The following is a 26054-nucleotide window of genomic DNA, read 5'->3' on the forward strand; positions in this document are numbered from 1 at the left end:
CCTGCAATAGAAATTCATCATGCCAGCCAGAATTCCATTTTAGTCTGGCTAGGGAACAGTTACCAGTTATTTGATTTTAGATTTGAGATTTTGGATTGGGGATTAGTCAAAAGCCCTTTGTTAGTGGTTAGTGGTTAGTGGTTAGTCGTTAATTGTCTCTCCACCCTCCCACTCTCCCAAACTCCCCGTCTCCCTGTCTTCTAACCTAGATCTTCTTCCTTCTTCAGCGAGCTATTTGCCAAATTTTGACAATTTTATCTTCGGCTCCGCTGTAGAGATATTTTCCGTCGGGACTGAAGGCAAGGGCTAAGACCCATCCCCGATGTCCTTTGAGAGTCGTCAATAGCTGACCCGTGGCGAGATCCCAAAGGGTAATCGTTCCCTCTTTATTGGCTGTAGCAACCGTTCGACCGTCTGGGGAAATTGCGATCGCGTTCAAATCTAAGCGCGCTCCTCTCATAGAGAATAATTCCTCGCCGCTGTCAAATTGCCAGACTTTAACCAGATTCCTTACTGCCGCTACGATTTTCTGTCCGTCGGGCGTAATCGCCACGTCGTAGATATAGCCGGGCTGTTGGGAGGACGTTTTTAGCAATTGCAGCGATCGCGCGTCCCAAAGCTTAATGGTACGATCCTCTCCAATAGAGCCAGTGACAAAGAATCGTCCGTCGGGACTGAAAGCAACGGTTGTTTCTGGACCGACTTTTTCCCCCAGGGTTTTGAGCAAATCTTCTGATTCGAGGTTCCAAATTCGGATAGTGCGATCGCCGCCACTAACGCTAACCAGCATTTTGTTGTCGGGACTGAAGGCAAGCGTGCTTATCTTGCTAACATGACCTCGCAAAGTCGCCTTTTGAGTTCCATCCTTCACGCGAAAAACGGCTATTTCTTCGCCAGCGGCAGCAGCCATGCTTTGACCATCAGAACTAATCGCGAGAGAGTTAGGCGTAGCGGGGAAAGTTTTCGTGTAGATTTCCTTTAACTCGTTGAGAGCAATGGCAGCGATCTTTCCGTCCCCAGAAGCAACTAAAAGAGTTTGTCCGTCGGGACTGACAGCCAAAGAAGTAATTGCTCCAGCAAATTCTTTGATTTCTCTAACATTGACTGGCGATTTTTGCAACTGGGCAAGGAGAGAGGATTTTCCCTCTTGAGGCATTGCTTTAGAAGCCAAAAATGAGAAGCCGACTGCCGTCATCAGGCTAGTGCTAACTAGCAAAGCAATTAAAGAGTTTTTTGGCATCGATATCCTGTCGGTTGTTTGCGTCTATCTATTCATCCCATCTCGTTAAGTTCGATCGCTGCTACAGCACGCGGAAGATAAAAGGATAACGAAAAGCCTTGTCGGGATCGCCGATGACTTTGACGATCGCAATAATCGGCAAAATCCAGGTGAGCAGGATAAATATAGGAACTAAAGGCAGCAGTAGATACCCGATCAAAAGCGCAGTCAGGACGGCATAGATTGCTCCATAAAACCAAATATTTAAGTGGAAGTTGAGGGCTTCTTTGGCATTTTCTCTAATAACTGAGTCGTCGGAAACAAACAGAATCGCGATCGGAATGCCAATAGACACGAGTAGAGCGCTAAAGAAAATCGAACCGTGGCATAGTGCCGACAGTAGCCTTCGTTTGCCCGAAAGTGAAGTATCGTTCATGAGATTAGCTCCGTTACTGGTAACTGAATTAAAATTGTCGCAAAAAGCGCAAATCGCTATTATAAAGGCGGCGAATATCGTCGATTTGGTGCAACACCATGGCAAACCGTTCTACGCCCAGACCCGCAGCAAATCCAGTATAGATCTCCGGATCGTACCCAACTGCTTTGAGGACGTTAGGATCGACCATGCCGCACCCCATCACTTCCAGCCATTTTCCTTGCCACTGTACGTCTACTTCCGCCGACGGTTCGGTGAAAGGGAAATAGCTTGCCCGAAAACGTACGGGCAATTCCGCCCCAAACATCTGCCGGATGAATTCCTTAATCGTTCCTTTCAGGTCGTTGAAAGTCAACCCGCGATCGACTGCCAATAGTTCGACCTGATGGAAAACAGCCGAGTGAGTTGCATCTACCGTATCTCGACGATAAACTCGACCGGGTGCGACGATACGAATCGGCGGTTCGTGGGTTTCCATGTAGCGAATCTGTACCGACGAGGTATGGGTACGCAGCAAATTGCCGTCGGGAAGATAGAATGTATCCTGCATGTCCCGCGCTGGGTGATCGGCTGGGGTGTTGAGCGCCTCGAAGTTGTAGTAATCTGTCTCGACATGGGGTCCGGTAGCGACCTTGTAACCCAAACCGACGAAAATATCTAAAACGCGATCGATAGTGCCGTTGAGAGGGTGAATTCGACCCAGAGGACGACCGACTCCAGGCATTGTGACATCAAGGGTTTCGGCTTCCAGCTGCGCCTGAATTTGGGCGGCTTGCAAATCTTGGCGCTGGCGTTCTAATTGTTCTTGTAAACTTTCTTTGACCTCATTTGCCAGCGCGCCAATGCGCGGTCGGTCTTCTGGGCTTAATTTGCCCATCTCCCGTAGGATTTGGGAAAGTTTTCCCTTTTTACCAAGGTAATCGATCCTCAGTTGTTCCAATTGAGCGAGGGTTGTCACCTGCGCGATCGCAACTTTTGCCTCTTGCTGGAGCGAGTGAAGTTCGCTTTCTATTTGGCTTATAGATGTGATGGTCATGCTGATAATGGGTTTGGCTATCGATCTAGCTGGCTAATCCCAGTTTACCTAATAGCGATCGCTCGTCAGTATTGGAAAATGGAAATACGGTAGAAATTGGAATTCAATTGCTTAACCCGATCGCCCATGACAAAACCTCTCAGACTTCTGATCAGTAACGACGATGGGATTTTTTCGCTTGGCGTGCGGACGCTGGCAAATACTTTGGCACAAGTGGGACACGATGTCACTGTTGTTTGTCCCGATCGCGAGCGATCGGCAACGGGTCACGGTTTAACGTTACACCATCCGATTCGAGCTGAAGTTATCGACTCGGTTTTTCATAGCGCCGTTATCGCTTGGTCTTGTTCGGGCACGCCTGCCGATTGCGTCAAATTCGCTCTCAGTGCCGTTCTCAACACTCGCCCCGATTTTATCCTTTCTGGCATCAACCACGGTTCCAATCTGGGTACCGATATCCTTTACTCCGGGACGGTATCGGCGGCGATGGAAGGCACTATCGAGGGAATTCCCAGCATTGCTATCAGTTTAGCTTCTCCTACGTTTCGCGAGTTCCAACCCTCGGCTGATTTTGCGGTTACTTTGCTCGAACGCTTAACCCAACGCCCCTTACCCCAGGCAACCTTGCTTAATGTTAACGTACCCCCTGTCAAAGCTGAGGAAATTGCTGGGGTTGCGATCGCGCGTCAAGGGTTGCGCCGTTATATCGAAAATTTTGAAAAGCGATTAGATCCGCGCGGAAAAAGTTATTATTGGTTAGCTGGCGAAGTTATTGAAGAGTTGGAACAACCCGAACACTTTCATTTACCCTCTGACATTCCTACCGACGTACAAGCAATTCGGAAAAACTATATTACAATTACCCCTTTGCAATATAATCTTACCGATGTTTGGGGAGTCGAACATTTATATACAATTGGCGGTTTTAACCTATAAATCCCAATTAATTGCCAAATAACGAATAAAATTTGTGATATTCTAAGCAAGCGTCGATTTTTCTAAGTTATATGTCCTCCTTCAGATTTAATCCAGAAAACGAACTCGATGACGAAGAAAAAGTGACCTTAACTGATGAAGAAGGTCGAACTTTAAAATGTTATGTTGAGAATTCTCTCGATCGAGAAGACACCACCTATGTACTTCTCATGCCCGTCGATACGCCTATTGTTATTCTTGCCTGGGATAAGGAGAAAGACGAAGAATTTTCAGACGCTATCCTCATAGAAGATAGCGAAGAAATCGAACAAGTTTTTGCCGATGCCAAAGCCGTCTTGGCAGAATTAGAGCTGACCCTTAAAAATACCGCCTATACCCTAACTGCTAGCGGAGAATTACCTCCTTTAGAAGACGAAGAAGTAATTACTTTAGAGATTGAAGCGGAAGAGGAAGAATTGCAGTTTTTAGCAAGCTTCTATTCGCAGGATCAAAGATACTCGATTTATACCCCTCTTTCTCCTCTGCTATTTTTAGCAAAATACAACGAAAAAGGCGAATTAGAATTGGTTTCTCCAGACGACCAACAAATGCAACCTATCTTGGAAGAATTATTATTTGAAGAAATAGAAGAGTAGAAAAAAATCATTAATTTATAAGAAATCCGGATTAGATATCTTTCTTATTAATACCAAGTTGTGGTCAAAGATATTGCTTATCATTCTGAGTGATGTGAGTCGAAAAGACCCTTCGCTATCGCGACTGATGACATTTTTGAACGCAACCTAGTATAAGAACCATTTATTAATTTAGGGCGCAATTTATTGCGCCCCTGTTCCCTTTGTTTTGGTCAAGAGAACTTACGATTGCTGCTTGGGTAAATATGCCATGGGATTTGCTGCACTTTGTCCGTTGGGATGGATTTCAAAATGTAGGTGCGGTCCGGTACTGTATCCTGTGCTACCCATCTCAGCAATCAGTTCGCCTTGCTCGACAAGTTGGCCTGTGCGTACCAAGATTCTGCTGTTGTGAGCGTACAAAGTTACGCTGCCGTCAGAATGTCTGAGCTTGACTAAATTCCCGAAACCGCCAGAATTCCAGCCAGCAGAGATCACTTCTCCCGATGCCGCTGCCATGATAGGAGTCCCGATAGGTGCGGCAATGTCAACTCCTTTGTGCATTCTGCCCCAGCGCCAGCCGTAGCCAGAAGTCAGTACGCCCTTTGCGGGCCAGATATAACCCGTAAACTTCGGGAGAGTATCGGGTAGATACTCGTCGGGAACGGAGAGGGGAGGAAGATCTGGTCCGACTGTCTCTCCCACGGGAACTCGGATCATCTGGTTGTATTGCTCTGCATCGGCAGGAGCAGAACCGACGATTTGCTCGCGATCCTGGGAATTCGAGGAAACAGGCTGAGGGCTGGGGATCTGAGACTGAGCCGTTTCTCGCCTCTGAACTGCTGTGCGATTGCTTCCTGGCTTGCGATCGCTCCGCCATCCGCGATTAGGCGTTTCTGAAGCAACGAGAGTAGGGCGTTCCTCCTCAGCCGTTTCCGTTTGTGCGGAGGTAGAAACGGAAGGCGAATCATCGGCATAATCTTGCTGGAGTCTCTCAATGTCAGCGAGCAGTTTTTTAGCATGGGGAGGAAGCGAGTCTGCTTTGGACGTTTCCAGCGTAACGGGAGCAAGGGAAGCCGTTATCGCTGGTAAGGAGGCATTGGGACGCATGACAAGATGAGAAGGGGTTTTCTGCTCTCCCTCACTCTGGAGAATCGTTAACTGTTGAGAAACTTCGATTAATTTTAATTGCGCTAGACTTTCTTGTAAGCGCTTTTGCGTTTCTTTCAACTTATCCAGAGAGCTGGTGAGCTGCCGTGGATCGACAAGCTCTAAAGAGCGAGAAGCGACTTTTTTAGCAGGTTTGCGTTTGTTTGCAGATTTTTCTGGCTCTTGTCGCAAAGAGATTTTTAATTTCTGTCCGGCTAGAAAATTGGCTTGAGAAGAAAGTTTATTGTTAGCGGCTATAATTTTTGCTGCGAGGCGATATTCTTCTGATAGCTGCCACAAAGATTTGCTTTCCTCTACCCGATGCTCGATCGCTAGCGGAGCTGGTTTGACGGTTGTTAAAGAAGACGGATTGCCTACTTCATCGGATTGAGATTGGATGGCGCTCGACGACGGGCTGGCAACCGTAGTTTCCGCAGTAAAGGAATCAGCTGCTACTGCCGCATCGTTTTGGTTGAGCAGTAATAGACTGGCAGCACCCATTGAAATGGCTAAACCGATGGTGGCAGCCGAAGAACGACGAACTTTGCGATCTCCCTCGCTAATTGGCATTACACCTATAGATGCTTTTGCCGACAGTTCGACCCCTACTTCAGAGGAGTATGCTAGGCATGAGGGAGTGGATTGAACTTTCTGGATCGGTGAGTCTTTCAAAAAAACCTCCTCATCTATAACAAGCGCTAAATTATGTTGTGAATTTGACCTTGGGAATTTATTAGGGTGACTTGTTAATTTAAAAAAGTCAATTCAACTTAGCGCATTGGGATCTGATACTAAGTCGATATGCATGGGGATGTATGATTTTATCTAAGAAAGATTAACTTGGTTTGACAATTTAGACAAGCCCATGTAAGTTGGTCTGGCAAACATAAATTTGCGACCCGAAATCAAAGTTGTTGCTGTACTTAATGAATTGTTTGGTTAGACGAATTAATTTTTATAATGTTTCCGCCAGGAACGCTTATGTTCCCAGTTAACTATAGGTAATACTAAAGTTCTTTTTTTTATAGAATTTTCTTATCAAAAATTCAAGATAAACTTTGTATCTAAATCCGTATTTAAAAATTATCTAGCCGAGATAACCAAGCTGGCGACGAGCTTCAAATAACCCTACTGCGGCACTGACAGAGAGATTTAAACTGCGAACTTTTGGTTGTTCCATCGGGATATAAACCGTGGCATCGCAAGCTTCAAGAACTGCTGGTGGCAACCCTTCAGTTTCGCTACCAAATAGCAACCAATCGTCATCTTGAAATTGGTAGTGAATGTAGTTAAAACGACCGGAGACGCTAAAACCGATTAACCTTCCCCCAAGTTGCCGATGTACTGTCTCGAAAGCTTGTAGGTCGATATGATAATGCAAATTTACCCAGGGCCAATAATCTAAACCAGCTCGTTTGAGGTAGCGATCGCTCAGTTCAAACCCTAAAGGTCCGACCAAATGCAATTCCGTTCCCGTTGCGGCACAAGTTCGAGCAATGTTTCCCGTGTTGGGCGGAATTTGTGGAGAAACTAAAACGAGCCTCGGCATTTAACCCTATCTTAGTATAAGTTTTATTTATTTTAAACTGGCGCTAGACTATTTTATCTTTTACTCAAAATCGTTATGACTATGATATAGTTGTAACAGTTCGTAAAGATTAAATAACTCTAGAGATTATACAGTTAAGGAGAATCGAGACATGTCTGAAGGATGTTTGCGAGTTGGTCAACCAGCTCCCGATTTTACGGCGACTGCTGTTGTCGATCAAGAATTTAAAACCGTTAAATTATCTGACTATCGCGGCAAATATGTTGTCTTATTCTTCTATCCACTAGACTTCACCTTTGTTTGCCCGACCGAGATTGTCGCCTTTAGCGATCGCTACCAAGAGTTCGCCCAACTCAATACAGAAGTTTTGGGAGTTTCTGTAGATAGTGAATTCTCTCACTTAGCTTGGATTCAAACCGATCGCAAATCAGGTGGCGTTGGCGATATCGCCTATCCTCTCGTCTCCGACATCAAGAAAGAAATTAGCGCCGCTTACAACGTGTTAGATCCAGACGCTGGAGTTGCACTGCGCGGACTGTTCATCATCGACAAAGAAGGAATTATTCAACACGCAACCATCAACAACCTCTCCTTTGGTCGCAGCGTTGACGAAACCCTCCGTACCCTGAAAGCTATTCAGTACGTACAAACGCACCCCGATGAAGTTTGTCCCGCGGGTTGGCAAGAGGGAGACAAGACCATGATCCCCGACCCCGTAAAGTCGAAAGTCTACTTCTCTGCCGTATAAACTCAATTTTGAACGACTAGGAGTCAGAAAAATCCCAATTCTGGCTCCTTTCAAAGTTTTTAAGTAAAAAGGTTTTGGATAACCGGGTCTGACATTAGAATTACTGCTCCAAAATATTGATAATTTTGGCGATCGCTTCATTTAATTTCTCTGGTTTAATTTGACCTGCTTTGTAAAGAATAATCTGCTGGTCAGCAGTAAATAATCGGTTAGGTCGAATATTACTATTCTGATTCAAACCTCTAAAAATGAAATCTGTATTGGTAAGTGAAATTGCATAGGGATCGGTAAGGTTTTGGCTAGTAATTTGGCAAAGAATAAAATCATTTCCTTGTAAGCTTATAACGACAAGAGCAGGACGAAGTTTGGCTTGACTTAAATCTGAAAATGGAAAAGGAACGACAACAACATCGCCTTTTACAAATGTTGCCACGCCTCGTCCTCCTCTAAGCTTAACCAGTCTTTTTTCAGGGCAGATTCACTTAGTAAAATAGTTTCTAGTTTTTCTTGCTGGTGTTTGATTTTAAGAAATTGAATAAAGTCTAAGATTTCGAATAATAAAGAATCGAGAATTTGTTCAATTTCTCTAATTATTAATTCTTTTGAATTCATAGAGTTTGTAACTGTCGAGATATATATCTAATACTAATCAATACTAGATCGATAGTAAAGAGAAAGCGATCGCGCTATGATTCTGGCAAGAGTTCTAACAGCACTTGCTTGTAACACTCATAGGTTCGAGTATCGAAACAAACAAAAATGACCTGTTCGATACAGCTCGAATTCTGTAAAAACTGTTTTGCTTCAGTTACGGCTATTCTCGTTGCACGCTCCAAAGGAAATCCATAAATCCCCGTACTGATGGCTGGAAAAGCGATAGACTTAATTTCATTTTCTGCTGCTAATTCGAGACTGCGACGGTAACAACGTGCTAATAACTCATCTTCTCCTTGGTTTCCCCCTCTCCAAACGGGACCGACGGCGTGAATTACCCCTTTAGCAAGGAGTCCATAGCCTTTGGTCATTTTGGCATCTCCCGTCGCGCAACCCCCCAGACGACGGCATTCTTCGAGTAATTGCGATCCCGCCGCGCGATGAATGGCTCCATCAACGCCGCCGCCACCGAGAAGCGAATTGTTAGCGGCATTGACAATAGCATCGACGGCTTGTTGAGTAATATCGCCTTGAATCGCTAGAATTTTTTTTGAACTGGTCATTAGTCATTTGTCCTTAGTCTTTTGTTATTGGTTATTTGTTAAGGGTTAATAGTTGGTCGTCAAAAATTTCTACTAACTACTAACTACGTCATCCCTTTAACTGATAAACTCTCTCCCACTGTTGCGGTATAACTTTGAAATTGGTGCTGTTGGGAGCGCGAATTACCAGTAACTCTTTGAGGATGCGATCGTGTTTGATTTCGTTGCGACGCAAGGGTTGTCCGAGAAGTTTGCGGAGAATGCGAAGTTTAACGCGAGGTTTGTCTCTTTTAAGGCTGTCGGGATCTAGCCAGAAATGGGCATCGATAATCTCATCGAGTACTTGCGGGAAATCAATAATTTCTGCGATCGCGTAAATTCCGGCTTTCTCTCCAGCCATCCACATCAATACCCCATCTCCTATTGCCATCTCCTTGGCGTAACGAGTGACTAGCCACGGAATCTCGTCTAACTCTCGGATAGCATCTAGAAAACGATAGTATTTGGGATTTGCTTGGAAAAGCCAATAAGCCATTTTTAACAGCGAGCGGTTATCAGCAACCAAAAAGCTGATAGCTGATAATTGATTGGGTCAACCGAGCCAAATTACTCCGCCTAAGAGCAGGAGAATGAGAACTAAGGCAACCCAAATAAAATGATTATCCTTCGTATTGACCTGGCTGAGATCGATTGGTTCTATTGTAGACGAAGAAGCTTTGTTGGTCGTGCTGCTACCGCTACCGCTTAGAGAGCGAGCGTCACTTTCTGAAGCCTTGCTCAAGTCAGGAATTTCGCTCATCCACTCGCGCGGTCTTTTCAACTGAGGCGCTTCGATAATATAGAGCAGACGCTTGCTTTGTTTGCGAATTTCTGGGTGAGGGTGTTTGGTGAGTTGCCGGCACAGAGAGATTGCCTCTTGTAGCTGACTGGCTGCTTGATAAGCTGTGACCAACCAAATTTGTACCTCTCCTCCCAAACGCGATCCCAAAGCGACCAGTTGGCTTGCCTTTTCTAAGTGTTGTACGCTGAGCCGATATTGACCCCGTTCAAAGGTATATTTGCCCTTCTGATATTCGGTTTGAAATTGTTCTTGTTTATCTGAAACCACGTTGAAAATTATGAATGCTAAGTTCTCAGTTCAGAAAAAGAGCATCTTCAGTAAGAGTCTAACATTCAGGATAAAGCTTGACGAAAGGATTCCGACGCGATCGCGAATCGCGCTATAATTTCACTAACAGACCGGGTTCTTTCTGAATTGGCACGATGTCAAGGGAATCGATTTGAGCGCAGTATTGTAAATCTTCATCGCACCCCAGACGCAACAGGCGTTGACCATGACTGGCAAGACGAAACAGTTCAAGCAAGTTGTCTTTCCACTGGTGATAAAGTGCGATCGCGGCAATCGCTTCATCATTGCCAATCTCGACTCCTTCGCATTCCTGCGACATGAGAGATTGAGCGATCGCTCCCGCGCAAACAGTATCTTCTAAAGAATAGCCGCCTTCCCATCCAGAACCAAGCAACCAAACTGTTTCTGGCTGTTTTTCCAGTAAATAGCAGACGATGGCTTGACGATTGATAATCGTTCCAGCAGTAACGAGTGGGGATTGCTCGACTCGTTGCAAGGCGCGAGTACCATTTGTCGTGCTGATAAACAGTCGCTTTCCTCGCACTCGCTCTGGAGTATAGTCGAGGGGAGAATTGCCCAAATCGCAGCCTTCCACCTTAGCGCCGCCCCTTTCTCCAGCGCGAAGTCGTTTTTCTGGAGACCAAGCTTCGCTTGCTTGCATTAGGCGATCGAGATCGCTAAAAGCTTGCACGGCTTCTGCTCCGGCATTTAAAGCAGTTGCGATCGTGGTAGTGGCTCGCAAAACATCGATGACGACGGCACAATCGGGGAAGCCGTCTGGTGAAGTCAGTTCGGGAGTGTGATAGACAAATATCTTCACTTAGAGAGTAATTAATAGATAAATGGATATGCTGTCGCGATCTTATCATGACTAATAAATTATAAAGTTCAAAATTGTGGTAAACAAAAAACCATAACTCTCGTCTAATTAACGGAACTTTCCATCCAACTTAAATAAACGTCAGACCGTTAGACCCTATGAGACTCTCACTCACTCTTACTAAAATATTGGCAGTTTTAGCCACAGCAACCTTGACAAACGTCGCGATCGACAATCCCGTTAAAGCAGCAGTTACCTTCGACGAACAAGAAATCGATCAAAATCAAATTATTGCTATAGCCAGACCTTATGGGACGAATAAATACGATCTCCTAGTCATCGAACAGATCCCAGGGAAAAAACCCTGTTGGAGTGAAAGTGGCTCCAGACCGACAATTGTTGAGCCATTGTTGCTCGAGTTTGACTTTACCGGACATTGCAACCGCAGCACCGATAGCAACGGCTACTCAATTCGCGTTGACGGTCGAGATTTTGGCTTAGATTATCTGCTCAGAATCGTGGAGCGCAACGGAGAACTCTTTCTAGTGGGAACTTCGCGAACCAATCCCAGTCAGCGAGATATTGTTATCGGTAGAACCTATGGGCTGCAACGGGGTTTTCTCAAAATCCACCTCAATGCGGGTTGGCGATTCAGCAAACGCGCCTATCAGGGCAAAGTACTCGGTCACGTCTATTTTAGCGGCGATCGCACTGCCATGAATTCTCCCGCTAGTTCCGCGACCGCTACGGCTATTCTCCCCCCCGCAGAAAATCGAACGCGCTCTCAGCCCAATGCTATAAATAGCGATCGCACTGATACGAGCATCTCTAGTCGTTCTAGTAGAGAGACTAGTCGTTCTTTGCCCGTTCCACCCAATGCCATCAACCGCGATCGCACCGACACGAATGTGCCTGCTACCAACACGGGTAAAGAAATCCGATTTACAGCCGGAAATTCCATCCCTCCTTCTTCTCCATCTTCTCCCCGTCTCCCCGTCCCCTCATCTTCTCGTTCTTCCTCTTCTCTCCCCCCTCCTCCTTCTATTCCTTCGGGACGGACGCCAAATCCTCCCGCAGCCAACGCTGCTTCTCCGTCCTCCGAAGAGTCTTCTCCCCTTCCAGTTCCCCCACAGATAAATAGCTCTCAAGTCGTGCCGCAACCGACTGCCAGTACGAGAGCGAATTCGGAAAGAACTCTCTCCGACGCGATCGCAGTTACTCCGCGCCCCCTTCCTGGGGCGAGTAACGCCAATGTTGCTGCCAGATCCGAGGTTCCGAGTTCTAGCAACTATCGGGTGCTAGTGGAGGCATCCGATAGCAGCCAACAAAAGCAACTGCGATCGCTTTATCCCGATGCTTTTCGGACTGTTTATCAGGGACGAGCTATGTGGCAAGTAGGCGTTTTTAAAACCTGGGACAGTGCCGATAGAGTATTGCAAAGCGTGAAAAATGTAGGGCTAGATGGATTAATTCTAGAATAATATCCAATCCGCTCAAACCACTCCACCTGACTGAAATCTTGTAGCAGTTGCATTAGCCGCCCCCGAAATTAATTTCCCGGAATCTATAGATAAAGTGCATTCAATTGACTGAAACATCTAAATGGTCTTATCTCGAACTGACATTAATCTAGTCGTCTTTAGACGACTTTAAATATGAGGCAGCGATAGAACATCGCTGACTTCGCGCTTAGCTCAGTACGCTTCGCAGACAATATGAAAGGGCCTTGCCGTCCGCAGGTGGCGGCAACTCCTCGGATTGCAAAAATGTCACCGCGTTTCATCGGCTCAACCACATACCGCAGAGAACGTTTTATAATAACCTCTATATTGGTTATTCTGCCCTTATCGTGACTACTACTCCTATCTCTTCATCCCAAGCGAATACCGAAATTCAATATCCAGATCCATTTGGACGGTTCGGTTGCTATGGCGGTAAATACGTTCCCGAAACTTTAATGCCTGCCCTGAGCGAACTAGAAACCGCTTACGCCCGCTACAAAGACGACCCCGATTTTCAGCAGGAACTGCAACAACTTCTGCGAGATTATGTAGGCAGACCCAGCCCTTTGTATTTTGCCGAACGCCTTACTGCCCATTATGCTAAACCCGATGGCAGTGGAGCGCAAATCTATCTCAAACGAGAAGATTTAAACCATACGGGCGCTCATAAAATCAATAATGCCCTCGCTCAAGTCCTACTAGCCAAACGCATGGGCAAAAAGCGTATCATTGCCGAAACGGGCGCGGGTCAACATGGAGTCGCTACAGCTACTGTGTGCGCCCGCTTTGGTCTTGAATGCATTATTTACATGGGCGTTCGCGATATGGAGAGGCAGAAATTGAACGTCTTTCGGATGAACTTGCTAGGGGCAAAAGTGGCACCAGTCGAAGCGGGAACGGGAACCCTTAAAGATGCGACTTCTGAAGCGATCAGAGACTGGGTGACGAATGTAGAAACCACTCATTACATCCTCGGTTCTGTTGCCGGACCGCATCCCTATCCGATGATGGTGCGGGATTTCCATGCCGTCATCGGGCAAGAAACTCGCATCCAAGCACAAGAGAAATGGGGCGGTTTGCCAGATATTCTGATTGCTTGCGTGGGTGGCGGTTCCAATGCAATGGGATTGTTTCATGAATTTATTAAGGAACCTTCAGTGCGATTGATTGGTGTGGAAGCAGCAGGAGAAGGGATCGCGTCGGGAAAACATGCAGCAACCTTAACTCACGGTCGTCCTGGAGTTTTGCACGGGGCGATGAGTTATCTGTTGCAGGATAATGAAGGTCAGGTCTTAGAAGCGCATTCTATCAGCGCGGGATTGGATTATCCCGGAGTCGGACCCGAACATAGTTATCTAAAAGATAGCGATCGCGCTGAATATTACAGCGTCACTGACAAAGAAGCAATAGAGGCATTCCAGCGAGTATCCCAGTTAGAAGGAATTATTCCGGCGCTAGAAACCGCTCATGCTTTTGCCTATTTAGAAACGCTCTGCCCTCAACTCGAAGGCAGTCCTCGAATTGTCATTAACTGTTCGGGACGAGGGGACAAGGACGTACAAACCGTGGCCAAGTATCTCAGCAATTCTGTGGATATTTAGCACTAAAAGCGTCCCAACATCTTCAAGAAAGCAATCGCGCGCGTTGGAAAAACTCCTTCTTTTTACTTGTTCTAGTCGGGCAAAAAATTTGGAGCAAAGATATTTGCCAGTGAAAAAGGACAACGTTCTAGAAAAATATCTTTGCTCAATCCCGTTTCAAGAGATGCATCTTCTACTGCATCTTGATAGCAAGTATTAAAAATTTCCTCTATTCTATTTTTTAGTGAAGGACTGTCAGCTAGAAGCGAGCCAATCTGTCTTCTTTGCTCTCTAATCGTAGAAATCCAGCTATTGGAGCGTTTATCGGGCTGATACTTCCATTTGAGTAAATACGTCAGCAAAAGAGTCAAACGATTGTATAGCTCTCGTTTCTCGCTCCTTGCCCTGCTTTCTATTTCTTCAATTAAGTTGTCTAAATCTAATTGTTCAAACTTCTTCTGTCGTAAGAGTTGAGCCGTGGTTTCTAGCCACATCAAAAAGTCTCGATCGTATAAAGATTTAGTGGTTTCATCTGTTGTTGTCTGAGGATTAGCCATCTTTCTCTCCTTTTTCGCTCAAAGCGCAACATCCTCATAGAGGAACGGTCCGACTTTTTTTGTCTAATTTATGTCTGGCTCTTCGGCATTTCGGACTCTCTAAAATGCTTCTGGACAACGCTAGCAAATAGACCTTTCAAGCGGATGCTTACACCTTAGTCTAGAATTGCCAGATATAAGCAAAGCGATCGCATATCGAATTTTAGTCAATTAGATAGTCAAGTTCATCGTCGTATATTTCATGGAGCATTTCACAAGCAACGTTCAGCGCGTCGGCTTGACGATCCCAATTAGCTGCCGCTTGGTCTTGCTGTAAGATTTTTGCTAATTCTGCTTGCATATCGGTATAACCGTAGAGCGTTTCGACGATATCTTCTAAGCTATAGCGTTCCAGCAATTTTAAGAGGGCGGTTTCTAGATTTTTGTCGGCATTGAATGTAGGTAACATCTTTATCGATCCACAGCAGCGAACTTACATTTTCTATCGTCAAGGTTTTTCTAAAGCTCGCCTGTGAGATAAACGATCGCAGCGCGTGATATTATCCAATCCGAAGCTTGATGTAGCCAACAATGTCTTGTGAGCGCGATCGCTGTTTTAGAATTTTAATAATAACAAAATTTATCGATTCTTTCTTAAGCAATTCTTAGCTTATAGTCAATTTTAGATAAGTTTCTTAATAAACCGTTACAAAGTGACTGTGTCAAAATAAAAACAATATAAAAAAGCGTAAAGGAGAAGGTTGATGGTCGCAACGCCCGTAAAAGCAGAAAAGCGGCTGACGATGCAAACCGCCGAGATCGCGGCAAACACCACAGCCATTCGTTCCCTAGATTGGGATCGCGATCGCTTCGATATCGAATTCGGTTTACAAAATGGTACGACTTATAACTCTTATATCATTCAGGGCGAAAAGCTAGCCTTAGTCGATACCTCCCACGAAAAATTCCGCCAATTATATTTAGATACTCTGACAGGATTAATCGATCCCAAAACGATTGATTACCTAGTTATCAGCCACACCGAACCCGATCATAGTGGCTTAGTCAAAGATATCTTGCAACTTGCCCCTCAAGTGACTGTTGTCGGATCGAAAGTGGCCATTCAATTTCTAGAAGATTTCGTTCATCAGCCTTTCCAACGGCAATTGGTAAAAAGCGGCGACACTCTCGACTTAGGAAAAGGTCACGTTCTCGAATTTGTCAGCGCGCCCAACCTTCACTGGCCCGATACCATTTTGACCTACGATCGCGCCACGCAGTTATTATTTACCTGCGATGTCTTTGGAATGCACTATTGTTCCGACAGTCTCTTCGATGAGGACTTAAAAGCAATAGAACCGGATTATCGTTTTTATTATGAATGTCTAATGGCTCCCAATGCCAGATCCGTTCTATCTGCCCTAAAACGGATGGAGTCCTTAGCGGGAGTTACAATGGTAGCTAACGGTCACGGTCCTCTATTGCGCTATAACGTAGACGAGTTAATCGGACGCTATCGCACCTGGAGTGAAGGGCAAAGTAAAGCCGAGAAGACAGTCGCCGTCTTTTATGTCTCTGACTATGGCTATAGCGATCGCATTTCGCAAGCGATTGCCAGAGGAATTATCAAGACGGGTGTCGCCGTAGAAATGGTGGATTTAAAATCTGCCGAACCCCAAGACGTGCAAGAATTGGTCGGTCGTTGTGCTGGCATTGTTATCGGCATGCCACCTCTTTCAGGCAGCCATCTAAAAGAAACCACGACGAGTATCGGCACAATTTTAGCAGCTGCCAAACCCAAGCAATTCATCGGCATGTTTGAATCCTACGGCGGCGACGATGAACCCATCGACCCGCTTTTAACCAAGTTTCGAGAGGCTGGTTTGACAAAAGCCTTCCCCTCAATTCGCATCAAAGATACGCCTAGCGAAGCTATCTATCAATTGTGCGAAGAATCGGGAACCGACTTAGGGCAAGCGCTATCGATCGATCTCAAAGTCAAGCAACTCAAAGCGATCGATAATGAATTAGAGAAAGCAATTGGACGCATTAGCGGCGGACTGTATATCATCACCGCTAAAAAAGGCAACCTTTCCGGGGCGATGTTGGCTTCTTGGGTAGCACAAGCGAGTTTTGAACCCCCAGGATTTACGGTTGCAGTGGCGAAAGATCGCGCGATCGAGTCATTAATGCAAGTTGGAGACAAATTTGTCTTGAACGTCCTCGAAGAAGGCAAGTACCAAGCGTTGATGAAGCATTTTCTTAAACGATTTCCGCCAGGCGCCGATCGCTTTGCTGGAGTTAAAACCCAATTTGCTGCCAATGGTTCTCCCATTCTAACCAATGCTCTAGCTTATTTAGAATGTGAAGTCATCAGTCGTATGGAGTGTAGCGATCATTGGATTGTCTACAGCAAAGTAACCAACGGGCGCGTGTCCAATTCCGATGCGTTGACTGCGGTTCACCATCGCAAGGTGGGCAATTACTACTAAAATTAATGTGTATTGAGTAGTTTTTGCCTAAAGCAGAAGATTATAAAAATGTCAGAAGACAAGGGAGAAGTAGACAAAACTTTGCCTTCAAAGTTATTTTCTCCCTCTGACACTTCCGCTAATATTAGGTGCGATCTTTTATGAACTTGCACCAGAATATTTGCAAAATAATCTTTCAAAAAAAGTAGATTCGGAGAAAATGAAGACAGCTAAAACTTTTCAGAAATCGAATTACCGGAGTTTGATTGTTGGCTCAATGGATTGCTTGTTATTGTAAGAATGACTACCATTGCTGCGCTATCAGCATTTAAACAATATCGAAAAGATCGAGCAATTCTTTCAGAGGCTGAAATAAATTTCAATCGAGAATCGAAATTTGAATTTTACAAGACATTTCATCAAGATTTGAGGTTAGAACAATACGAACAAACCTTAAAAAAATTGTCAAAAAAAAAGCTAGTCAATACTCATGATTAAAATCAAAAAAAGAAAAATTACCTATAAAAACTGATAAATAATACTAATAACTAGATATGAAACCAAGAGATGTTCAAGTATTCCCTATTGCTGCCCAAACAACCGTATTGCGATCGCGCACTTGGAATAGACTCAAATTCGAGATAGAATACGGTTTACAACGTGGAACGACCGCCAATTCCTATCTCATTCAAGCCGATAAAATTGCCCTATTCGATCCGCCTGGAGAATCTTTTAGAGATATTTTTCTCAAAGCCTTACAGCAACGGATCGATCCGAAAACAATCGATTACGTCATTTTGGGTCATGTCAATCCCAATCGCTGCGTTACCTTAGAAGCCTTATTAGAAATTGCACCACAAATAACCTTTATTTGTTCTAATCCTGCTGCAATTAATCTCAAAAACATTTTCTCGGAACCCGAATTTAATATTCAACAATACAACGTTAAGGTAGTCAAGGGAGAGGAAATTCTCGATTTAGGACAAGGGCATCAACTGGAATTTATTCCCACTCCCAATCCTCGTTCCCCCGGTCAATTATGTACCTACGACCCCAAAACCCAAGTCCTTTTTACCGATAAACTTTTTGGGGCGCACGTTTGCGGCGATCAGGTATTTGATGAAGGATGGAAGGTCTATGACGAAGATCGACGCTATTACTTTGATTGCTTGATGGCACCCTATGCCAAACACATCGCAACGGCATTAGAAAAACTCAGCGACAAACCTGCTAAAATCTACGCCACGGGCCACGGACCATTGGTGCGCTACGGATTGACCGAATTGAAGGCAGCTTATAAAGAGTGGACGAGTGCCCAAAGATCTCAAGAACTCGCGGTAGCCTTAATTTATGCTTCTGCCTACGGAAATACGGCTACTCTGGGGCAGGCGATCGCGCAAGGCATCATTAAAGCAGGAGTCGGAGTAGAATCGATTAACGCAGAAGTCGCCGAACCCGAAGAAATTAAAGCAGCCATCCAAAAATGCGCCGGATTTATTTTTGGTTCTCCCACTCTAGGCGGTCATGCGCCTACCCAAATTCAAACAGCACTGGGAATTACTTTAGCCAATGCCGATAAAACGAAACTAGCAGGCGTATTTGGATCTTACGGTTGGAGTGGAGAAGCGATCGATCTATTAGAAAGTAAATTCCGCGATGCGGGTTATCGATTCGGATTTGAAACCATTCGCGTGAAATTTAAACCCACCGATGTCACCCTCAAATTCTGTGAAGAAGCGGGAACGGATTTTGCCCAAGCGGTGAAAAAAGCCGCAAAATCCCGCAAACCCAAACCATCGGTTAGCGAGTCCGAATCGGCAAGAACCGAACAAGCTTTAGGAAGAATTGTCGGTTCTTTGTGCGTGGTGACTTGCCAGCAAGGAGATTTAAGCGGGGCAATGCTAGCGTCTTGGGTATCTCAAGCAACCTTTAATCCGCCGGGATTAACCATTGCAGTGGCGAAGGAACGCGCGATCGAATCTTTATTGCATAGCGGTAATCGATTCGTCCTCAATATTTTGCAGGAAGGCAATCATTTGGGGTTGATGAAACACTTTCTCAAACCTTTTACTCCTGGCGAAGATCGCTTTGCCGGGTTGCCAATAGAAGCAGCAGACAATGGTTCGCCTATCCTAAAAGATGCTCTTGCCTACCTAGAATGTCGCGTTGAGAACCGAATGGAATGCGGCGATCACTGGGTTGTCTACGCAGTGGCAGAGAAAGGCAAAGTTCTACACCAAGGAGTTACAGCCGTTCACCATCGCAAATCGGGAACTCATTATTAAGATGAGTTGGCGACGCAGCGAGCAATCGCCGCCTTAAAACGTCGCAAAACTTCCGCAAGTGTAGATGCGCTTCGATCGCTCAATACAAACGACTCAGAACATAATCTGCTAAGTCTGCTAGTGCCTGCGAAGCTTCAGAAGGTTTGAGACAATCGAGCTGTTGTACGGCAAGCTTAGCATAATCAGCAGCTAACTCTCTCGACCGTTCGATTCCATTGCCTTCTTTAACTAAAGCGAGGGCTTGTTCTATGTCTCCCTCCTGGCTAAATTCTCGTTTGATGAGGACTTCTAAATAAGGCTTGGCTTCCATTGCATACAGCGCTGGCGCCGTCAGGTTTCCGCTAATGAGATCCGAACCTGCGGGTTTTCCTAATATTTCCGTCTCAGTCGTAAAGTCTAAAATGTCATCGACGATTTGAAAAGCCAGACCAATGTAACGACCGTATGAATATAAATGTTCTGCTACCGCTTCTGGAACTTCGCTCAATAATCCCGCCGCCTTGGCGCTGTTTGCCATTAACGAGGCGGTTTTATAATAAGTTTTTTCTAAGTAGGCTTCGATCGATAAACTCGGATTAAACCGATTCATTGCTTGCTGGATCTCTCCTTCTGCGTAGTCTCGAATCACTTCCGACAAGAGTTTCACCACTTCCAAGTTATCCAAATTAGCCAGATACCAAGAAGACTGGGCAAATAAGAAATCTCCGGCGAGGACGGCAACGCGATCGCCAAATAAACTGTTGACCGTGGGAACGTTACGGCGGAGTTCTGCTTCATCGATTATGTCGTCATGGACTAGGCTGGCAGTGTGAATCATCTCCGTGATCTCTGCCAACCGTCGATGTCGTAGCGTAATATCTCGATCTAGCATGGTAGCCCGCGCAACCAGCAGGACAATCGCAGGTCTAATTCGCTTTCCCCCAGCTTCAAACAAATGTTCGGCAGCCGCTTCTAAAAGTTCGTGACGAGCACCCACGAGTTTTTTAAGATTTTCTGTTAAAAGGCGCAGATCGTTATCTACGGGAGCAAATAAAGAAGTTGTTGAGATCATTGGTTAGCCAGTTTTGGCGAGATAGTTACGAAAGTTTACATATCCTTGTATTTATTTTAAGCTAAGCTTCCCAGACAAGAAAATTTTGTTTGATTCTCAATTTGTCGCGATCGCTCGCAAGCGTTCTTGGCTGGCTCGATCGCCACCAAAAAAAATCTTTCAAATCGGGCTTTGTATGTTAGTCTAGTTATTAAGAGATTTCAGAATTTAAAAAACTTATTCGCTCCAAAGCTAGACACAAGATTTGTTGTAAAGCTTTGGAAAGGCTTAGATTGGGTAGATGCTTTGCTATCTTTTCCATAGCCATTTTGTGAGCGAAAAAAGAGCACTTTGTTGCTCTCATTAGTTATAAAAGGAAGGCAAACATCTCTTATTAAGAGTTTGCCCAGCCTTAGACTAGGCACGACAATATACTTGTTGGAAAGGCTAAAGGGAAAAATATCCCTTTCCCTCTTACCCATTTCCCCTTACCCGCTCTAAAGCAAGAAGTCTAATCCAAAACAGTGAGGAGAGACAGACTTTCTCTTCTTATTGTCGAGCGAACGTTTGATAAAGTCAAAAAGCCGCGCCAGGGTTTCTTTGCCCCGACTCTCTAGGGAGTCAAAAACTTTTAGTATTTTTTTATCCTTGATTCTGGAAAAATGCCTGCGATCGTCTTGCTTCTCGCCGCCGCTTATTTGTTGACAATTTATATCTTACTTGCGCTGGCAAAGCGAATTAACAAAGTTATGCCCAGCTCCTCGCGAGACATTAGTCATTAGTTGTTAGTCATTTGTCCTGAGTAACAAATGACCAAAACAATTGGCAATTGCCAATTGGCAATTGCCAATTGAAGTTTAACCAAACCTAACTCAATTAACTCGTAACTGTAATGTCAGTATTGGTTAGAGACGGTAAGCCGTTTAGGATCGCTATCTGGACTTCGGCAGAAGATCCCGTTCCATCGCTATCAAAGAATAACGAGCCGTCAGCATTGTTGTAAATAAATCGGTCGTCTGCATCAGTCGCTGCCGTCCCTACAGTAAACTGAGATGCTGCTAGCGTAGCATCAGCCGTCAGTCCGCCACCGAAACCAGCAGCAGAGACGAGAATCGTATCGTCAGCAGTAGAAAAATCAGTAATGCGATCGATCCCTTCCTTGGCAGACTGGAAGACGAAACGATCCGCGCCCGCACCGCCAGTAAGAGTGTCGCTACCCATACCGCCGACTAATATGTCATTGTTCGCTCCACCAGAGAGACTGTCGTTACTTGCTCTCTCTTGTAAGGGGTCTGGATTGGAAGCAACAGTGGATTTATTACCATCAATCGCAGCGTTACTCCCATCTCCATCAGTAGAGCTAGGCGTAGGCGTTGCACTGGCAGTAGACGCTCCACTACTCGCACCTAGTCCGGCAGCCGGACTATCTGAAGGCACTGAATGTACTAATAAACCATTACTTTCTTGCAAAGATCCTAATTTTGGATCGGCAATGATAATATTCGCAGTAGCGTTGGTATCGTTGAAATTCTTCGTTTGTTTGGGGGGATATTGAATGTTGTTACCATTGTCGGTTAGCGCCCGATTGGTGTGCTGTTGAATCCCCCAACCCTCCGTACCGTTAGAGGCGGTGTTTTTATAAAAAATCGTATTTTTGACGCTCACGGGCGAATTGTCTGCCGACACCCCACCGCCTACCCATCCGGCGTAATTGTAAGCAATCGTGCTATTGACAATATCTGTCTTGCCATACAACGCCATTGCCCCACCATTACCGCTCTTTTCGAGGGATTCGGCTCGGTTGCCAGAAAAAGTAACGTTATTGATTTGCGTCGGGGAGTTCATCATCCACAATCCACCCCCTTGACCAGCAGCTTTATTACCAGCAAAACTGCTGTCAGTAATCGTCAATCCTCGATTGACCTCATTACTCATCACCACGACACCGCCGCCATTTCCCCCATTTCCCCCATTGGGTAGCGCTAGGACATGGTTGTTCTCAAAGACGCTTCTGGTGATGCTGACTCGATCTTGTCCGCCTGTATATAAATATGCGGCACCGCCTTCGCCTCTGCCTTGATTGTTTTTAAAGGTGCTATTGCTAATCTCAATTGCACCGCCTGCGCCATCTCTCGCACTGGCGCGATCGGCAAAAATAGCTCCACCATAGCCTCTCAAAAATGGATTGGGGTTGCCTGAATCGTAAGAAGCTGCCGTTGTTTTGTTATTGATAAATTGACTATTTTTAACAGTCATGTTGCCGTTCAGGCTGTTGATAGCCGCGCCATTAATGCCTTCATTACCGATAAAGGCACTATCGGTGACGGTCAAGTTATTGGGACCCCAAAAGGCGATTGCCCCCGCGCCTCTTTCATCGTTGCCTGCTGTCGCTTTATTGCCTTCAAATCGACTGCCCTTGACCGTTAGATTGCCTTCATAAGCGATAAAAATCGCTCCTCCTCCAAGGTTGGCATTATTGTTGATGAAGTCAACATTTTCTACGATTACGCTTCCTTGGTGAGTGGTACTAATGGCTCCACCGCGATCGCTGGTAGAGCCATTAGCAAGCGTAAGGTTTTTGATGGTCAAGTCGGTTGGCGTTGCAGAAGTGGAATTGAGATAGAATATGCGAGTTTGGTTATTCCCACTTATCGTCAAATTAGAGGCGCCTTGTCCGTCTATGATTAAGTTTTTGCCCGTGGGAATCGAAAGTTCGCGATTGAGGGTAATTGTTTTATTCGCTAGCTCGGCAGCAAATCTAATCGTATCTCCCGATTTTGCATTTTCGAGTGCTTCTCTTAAAGACCCAGCGCCACTATCATTGGTATTTGTAACGACTAAAGAATTCGCTCCATTCTCAGTAGAAGCGACAGATATGGGTTGAGTTTCTTGTGGCGATGATTTTTCTCCTGCTAGGGTTTCACTGTTTGCTAGTTTTGGATCGCGAGCAGAGTTATTGGGTTTGGAACTGGAAGTGTTTCCCGAATTAATGAGAGCATCGGAGTTATTATCTGTCTTCTCTTGAACCTTCGAGCTGGTATCTTTCTCAGCTTCAATCTCATCGGAACGACGTTTTAAAAGTGTAGTTGTCTCTTGGTTGTCTTCTAAGGAAAGCGAGCGTGAGAGGCGATTGTTATTAGACATGATGGATCGAATTATAAACAGAACAACAGTAGAAAGATGAGGTCATCTTTCGAGCTTGTCTTAAAGTAATGTTCGATTTAATTGTTATCAGTACTTCTCCAAGAACATGGTTATGTAAGCATAACTGACCGAGAAGTATAAGCTTCTAAAAGCTTACGATATTGAGGTCAAAATGAAAAGCGTTTGCGACAATACAAAATGAAAATCAAAGTTACAAAAGCTAGAGCCTGGGAATTGGAAGGCGATCGCAAGCACTATAATTCAAGAGCAGATTTAGAAATCTAAAATTATCTTGGAAATCTTGACGTTAAATAGCTAAAAAGTTATTTTGGAAAGTTGAGGATATAATTGCTATATAAAGACAACAAATAAGCTTCGCGATCGCTGCTTGAACCGTTAATAATTATTTTAGAGTTGCTAGAGTTGCATGGCTTGCGATCGCAACCGTCCAAACTCATCGACAATCTCAGCCAGCAAAACCTTTCTGTAGCGAGCGTAACCGACAGAATTACTCTGTCATTAGAAACTTTACTTTTACTAAAATTTATGTTATAGCAGTATGTAAGCGCTATATAAACGTATGTTACCGAGCAACGTCTTCGGAAGAGCCGTAGATTATATTGAAAGAGGCGACAAACAAGATTTCTCTAGTCTGATGCCCAGACCTGGTTGGGGAAAAGTTCCAGATTTATAGGTTTGGACACAACCAGTTTTTGGTTATTTTAACGCCACTCTGTCTCCTTAGCATTAGAAGAAGTAACAGGCAAAATTTTCGGAACAAGATTGTTTCTAACTAGAAAGTTTGGACGATCTAAACCGAACCAATTTTTAATTAGGGCAAATAGATTAAACTGTCCTCGCAATTCCATTGAAATTTAACTAGAAAAAAGCAATGGAAAGCCTGGAAGTTCCTATTCCAGAAAACTTAGCAATTTTTTATGAGTACCAAGCAACTGCTAGATGTCAAGCAACTTTTGAGTCGATATCAAAAAGGCGAACGCAATTTTCAAGGCGTACAAATCCTCCAAGCCAACTTTAAGACTGCCCATCTCAATCGCACCAATTTTAGGCAGGCAGATTTCCAACAAGGCAATTTAAAAGGTGGGCAATTCATTAGCTCGAATTTCAGCAATGCAGATTTACAGCAAGCTAATTTATGCCGAGCTAAACTGATAGAGGCGAATTTGTCAGGAGCAAATTTGACAGAAGCATTCTTGATTCAAGCAGATTTAAGCGGAGCGATATTGAGCGGTACGATTTTAAGAAAAGTCGATTTGAGTAGAGCATGTTTAGTCGGTAGCAGTTTAGTTCAGGCACAACTGTTCAGGGCAAAGCTGAAATCAGCCAATTTTACCGGGGCTAGCCTTACCAGCGCGATGCTGCGTCAGGCAAACCTACGCGAGGCTATTTTAACCCGTGCCATTTTGACTGAAGCCAACCTCAGCGAAGCCAATTTAAGGAAAGCAACGTTGATCCGCGCTTATTTGCATCGAGCGAATCTCAGAGACGCTAATCTAGAGAAAGCAGATCTGAGTTTTGCCGATCTGCGATCGGCTGACTTGAGGGGGGCAAATCTGCAAAGTGCAAATTTAGAGGGCGCGATTCTAACGGGGGCAAATCTGGCTGGAGCGAATTTGAATCGAGCTTATTTGCAAGGAGCCGACTTAAGCCGTGCAGATCTTCAGCAAGCCAATCTAACCCATGCCGATCTCAATGGATGTAACTTACTCAATGCTAACCTGGGCAATGCCGATCTGTGTGGGGCAAACCTAGCCAATGCAGGTTTGTTATTGACTCATCTAACAGGCGCAAATTTAAGTCGGGCAAATTTGCATCAAGCTAATTTGATTGGCGCTCAACTCTCCGAAGCCAATTTGATGGCGGCTTCTCTGGAAGAAACGATCCTACCCAATGGAAGTCAAAGCGAATTGTGTTGGGATTGACTTTGCGAACAAATAAAATAGATTATTAGTGAGTGCAAGTATCGGGGAGATTACCTAAGTAATTTCCCTAATTGCGTTGTTTTCAACAAAAATACGGATAGCCATTGAGATTGTAACCTTGCTATGCTATACCTATATATCTTGGAAGGTTTTAGCAGGAGTAAACATAGAAAGAATGAAAAAACTGGGGACCCATCTGATTCTGGAAGCTTGGCAAGCACCAGCGGACCTTCTCAACGATGCCGAACGAATTCGTCAAGCTCTGATGGACGGGATTGCCGCCGGAGAAGCAACGTTGATCGATATGTGCGTGCATCAGTTTAGTCCTCATGGTGTCACGGCAACTGCAACGCTTGCAGAGTCACACATTGCTATCCATACCTGGCCAGAGCACGGCTATTTCGCAGCGGATTTCTTTTTCTGCGGACGGGGTAAGCCAATAGAAGCAATGAAAATTTTGCAAACAGCGCTTCAAGCCAAGCAAATTAAAGTTCAAGAAATTGAACGAGGGTTTCCTATGTCGCCTAGTATGATGCAACACCAAGAAGAAGAAGTTTTTCAAGGTGTTGCTTAATTTGTAGATAGTCAGAGGAGTTATCTCTGCTTGCTGTTAACTAAAAAAATCTAGCCCGCCCCAGATCGTTATCGCAGTAGGGGCGGGTTTGTTATTGATGAGAGGAATCAGGAGAAAACCCCATCAATCTAGCAACTTTCCCCTTCAAGGATTTGAT

Annotated in this window: 22 protein-coding genes and 1 pseudogene; 9 read left to right on the forward strand and 14 right to left on the reverse strand. The window is 44.9% G+C overall.

What is annotated here, in order from left to right:
* Positions 1-223: 223 nt before the first annotated feature.
* The 3 genes from PLE7327_RS03845 to pheS form a co-directional block, all read right to left on the reverse strand.
* A complete protein-coding gene (locus tag PLE7327_RS03845) occupies positions 224-1240 on the reverse strand; it encodes a WD40 repeat domain-containing protein (protein ID WP_015142549.1) in 1017 nt (338 codons plus the stop codon).
* A gap of 61 nt (positions 1241-1301) precedes the next feature.
* Entirely contained in the window at positions 1302-1655 is a 354-nt protein-coding gene (locus PLE7327_RS03850) for a DUF4870 domain-containing protein (RefSeq protein WP_015142550.1), read from the reverse strand.
* Positions 1656-1683: 28 nt separating this feature from the next.
* Positions 1684-2691: a phenylalanine--tRNA ligase subunit alpha gene (pheS, locus tag PLE7327_RS03855; RefSeq protein ID WP_015142551.1), complete on the reverse strand. Its 1008-nt coding sequence runs from the start codon at positions 2689-2691 to the stop codon at positions 1684-1686.
* A gap of 126 nt (positions 2692-2817) precedes the next feature.
* Here pheS and surE point away from each other — a divergent pair, with 126 nt between their 5' ends.
* A complete protein-coding gene (surE, locus tag PLE7327_RS03860) occupies positions 2818-3627 on the forward strand; it encodes a 5'/3'-nucleotidase SurE (RefSeq protein WP_015142552.1) in 810 nt (269 codons plus the stop codon).
* 71 nt (positions 3628-3698) lie between these two features.
* Positions 3699-4262: a DUF3727 domain-containing protein gene (locus tag PLE7327_RS03865; RefSeq protein ID WP_015142553.1), complete on the forward strand. Its 564-nt coding sequence runs from the start codon at positions 3699-3701 to the stop codon at positions 4260-4262.
* 222 nt (positions 4263-4484) lie between these two features.
* Here PLE7327_RS03865 and PLE7327_RS26345 read toward each other — a convergent pair.
* Together PLE7327_RS26345 and PLE7327_RS03875 are read right to left on the reverse strand one after the other, a co-directional pair.
* A pseudogene (locus tag PLE7327_RS26345) lies at positions 4485-5000 on the reverse strand (M23 family metallopeptidase); the annotation flags it as partial.
* A 1477-nt stretch (positions 5001-6477) separates the two neighbouring features.
* Positions 6478-6939 carry a tRNA (cytidine(34)-2'-O)-methyltransferase gene (locus PLE7327_RS03875; protein WP_015142555.1) on the reverse strand — a complete coding sequence of 154 codons (462 nt, stop codon included), beginning with the start codon at positions 6937-6939 and terminating at the stop codon, positions 6478-6480.
* Positions 6940-7090: 151 nt separating this feature from the next.
* Between PLE7327_RS03875 and PLE7327_RS03880 the strand changes: the two genes are divergently transcribed.
* Positions 7091-7687, forward strand: coding sequence for a peroxiredoxin (locus PLE7327_RS03880; protein ID WP_015142556.1), 597 nt, complete (start codon positions 7091-7093; stop codon positions 7685-7687).
* 100 nt (positions 7688-7787) lie between these two features.
* Here the strand turns inward: PLE7327_RS03880 and PLE7327_RS03885 are convergent, their stop codons facing one another.
* The 5 genes from PLE7327_RS03885 to PLE7327_RS03910 all read right to left on the reverse strand — a co-directional run bounded on the left by PLE7327_RS03885 (position 7788) and on the right by PLE7327_RS03910 (position 10832).
* Positions 7788-8120 carry a type II toxin-antitoxin system PemK/MazF family toxin gene (locus tag PLE7327_RS03885; RefSeq protein WP_015142557.1) on the reverse strand — a complete coding sequence of 111 codons (333 nt, stop codon included), beginning with the start codon at positions 8118-8120 and terminating at the stop codon, positions 7788-7790.
* 253 nt (positions 8121-8373) lie between these two features.
* The gene (locus PLE7327_RS03895; protein WP_015142559.1) at positions 8374-8904 is read right to left on the reverse strand and encodes an O-acetyl-ADP-ribose deacetylase; all 531 of its coding nucleotides are present in this window, start codon (positions 8902-8904) and stop codon (positions 8374-8376) included.
* A gap of 88 nt (positions 8905-8992) precedes the next feature.
* Positions 8993-9418 (reverse strand): EVE domain-containing protein, encoded by a 426-nt coding sequence (locus PLE7327_RS03900; RefSeq protein ID WP_015142560.1) that lies wholly within the window; start codon positions 9416-9418, stop codon positions 8993-8995.
* Between the two features lie 57 nt (positions 9419-9475).
* A complete protein-coding gene (locus PLE7327_RS03905; protein WP_015142561.1) occupies positions 9476-9991 on the reverse strand; it encodes a hypothetical protein in 516 nt (171 codons plus the stop codon).
* A 112-nt stretch (positions 9992-10103) separates the two neighbouring features.
* Positions 10104-10832: a 2-phosphosulfolactate phosphatase family protein gene (locus PLE7327_RS03910; RefSeq protein ID WP_015142562.1), complete on the reverse strand. Its 729-nt coding sequence runs from the start codon at positions 10830-10832 to the stop codon at positions 10104-10106.
* A gap of 158 nt (positions 10833-10990) precedes the next feature.
* Here PLE7327_RS03910 and PLE7327_RS03915 point away from each other — a divergent pair, with 158 nt between their 5' ends.
* Positions 10991-12313 carry a DUF3747 domain-containing protein gene (locus tag PLE7327_RS03915; RefSeq protein ID WP_015142563.1) on the forward strand — a complete coding sequence of 441 codons (1323 nt, stop codon included), beginning with the start codon at positions 10991-10993 and terminating at the stop codon, positions 12311-12313.
* A gap of 368 nt (positions 12314-12681) precedes the next feature.
* Positions 12682-13935, forward strand: coding sequence for a tryptophan synthase subunit beta (gene trpB / locus PLE7327_RS03920; protein ID WP_015142564.1), 1254 nt, complete (start codon positions 12682-12684; stop codon positions 13933-13935).
* A 71-nt stretch (positions 13936-14006) separates the two neighbouring features.
* On the opposite strand, the gene PLE7327_RS03925 is transcribed toward trpB, so the two are convergent.
* Both PLE7327_RS03925 and PLE7327_RS03930 read right to left on the reverse strand, forming a co-directional pair.
* Positions 14007-14471: a DUF29 domain-containing protein gene (locus PLE7327_RS03925; RefSeq protein WP_015142565.1), complete on the reverse strand. Its 465-nt coding sequence runs from the start codon at positions 14469-14471 to the stop codon at positions 14007-14009.
* Between the two features lie 202 nt (positions 14472-14673).
* Positions 14674-14919, reverse strand: a complete 246-nt coding sequence (locus PLE7327_RS03930) for a hypothetical protein (RefSeq protein ID WP_015142566.1) — start codon at positions 14917-14919, stop codon at positions 14674-14676.
* A 295-nt stretch (positions 14920-15214) separates the two neighbouring features.
* Here PLE7327_RS03930 and PLE7327_RS03935 point away from each other — a divergent pair, with 295 nt between their 5' ends.
* Together PLE7327_RS03935 and PLE7327_RS03945 are read left to right on the forward strand one after the other, a co-directional pair.
* Positions 15215-16942, forward strand: coding sequence for a diflavin flavoprotein (locus PLE7327_RS03935; RefSeq protein WP_015142567.1), 1728 nt, complete (start codon positions 15215-15217; stop codon positions 16940-16942).
* Positions 16943-17475: 533 nt separating this feature from the next.
* Entirely contained in the window at positions 17476-19206 is a 1731-nt protein-coding gene (locus PLE7327_RS03945) for a diflavin flavoprotein (RefSeq protein WP_015142569.1), read from the forward strand.
* A gap of 79 nt (positions 19207-19285) precedes the next feature.
* On the opposite strand, the gene sds is transcribed toward PLE7327_RS03945, so the two are convergent.
* On the reverse strand, positions 19286-20257 hold the full coding sequence (sds, locus tag PLE7327_RS03950; protein ID WP_015142570.1) for a solanesyl diphosphate synthase: 972 nt from the start codon (positions 20255-20257) through the stop codon (positions 19286-19288).
* Positions 20258-21112: 855 nt separating this feature from the next.
* Complete coding sequence (locus PLE7327_RS26220; protein WP_015142571.1) at positions 21113-23380, reverse strand: putative calcium-binding protein; 2268 nt, start codon at positions 23378-23380, stop codon at positions 21113-21115.
* Between the two features lie 938 nt (positions 23381-24318).
* Between PLE7327_RS26220 and PLE7327_RS03965 the strand changes: the two genes are divergently transcribed.
* Both PLE7327_RS03965 and speD read left to right on the forward strand, forming a co-directional pair.
* Complete coding sequence (locus PLE7327_RS03965; RefSeq protein ID WP_015142573.1) at positions 24319-25323, forward strand: pentapeptide repeat-containing protein; 1005 nt, start codon at positions 24319-24321, stop codon at positions 25321-25323.
* A gap of 175 nt (positions 25324-25498) precedes the next feature.
* The gene (gene speD, locus PLE7327_RS03970; protein WP_015142574.1) at positions 25499-25897 is read left to right on the forward strand and encodes an adenosylmethionine decarboxylase; all 399 of its coding nucleotides are present in this window, start codon (positions 25499-25501) and stop codon (positions 25895-25897) included.
* Positions 25898-26054 lie beyond the last annotated feature (157 nt).

The organism is Pleurocapsa sp. PCC 7327, from assembly GCF_000317025.1.
Taxonomy (GTDB): domain Bacteria; phylum Cyanobacteriota; class Cyanobacteriia; order Cyanobacteriales; family Microcystaceae; genus Hydrococcus.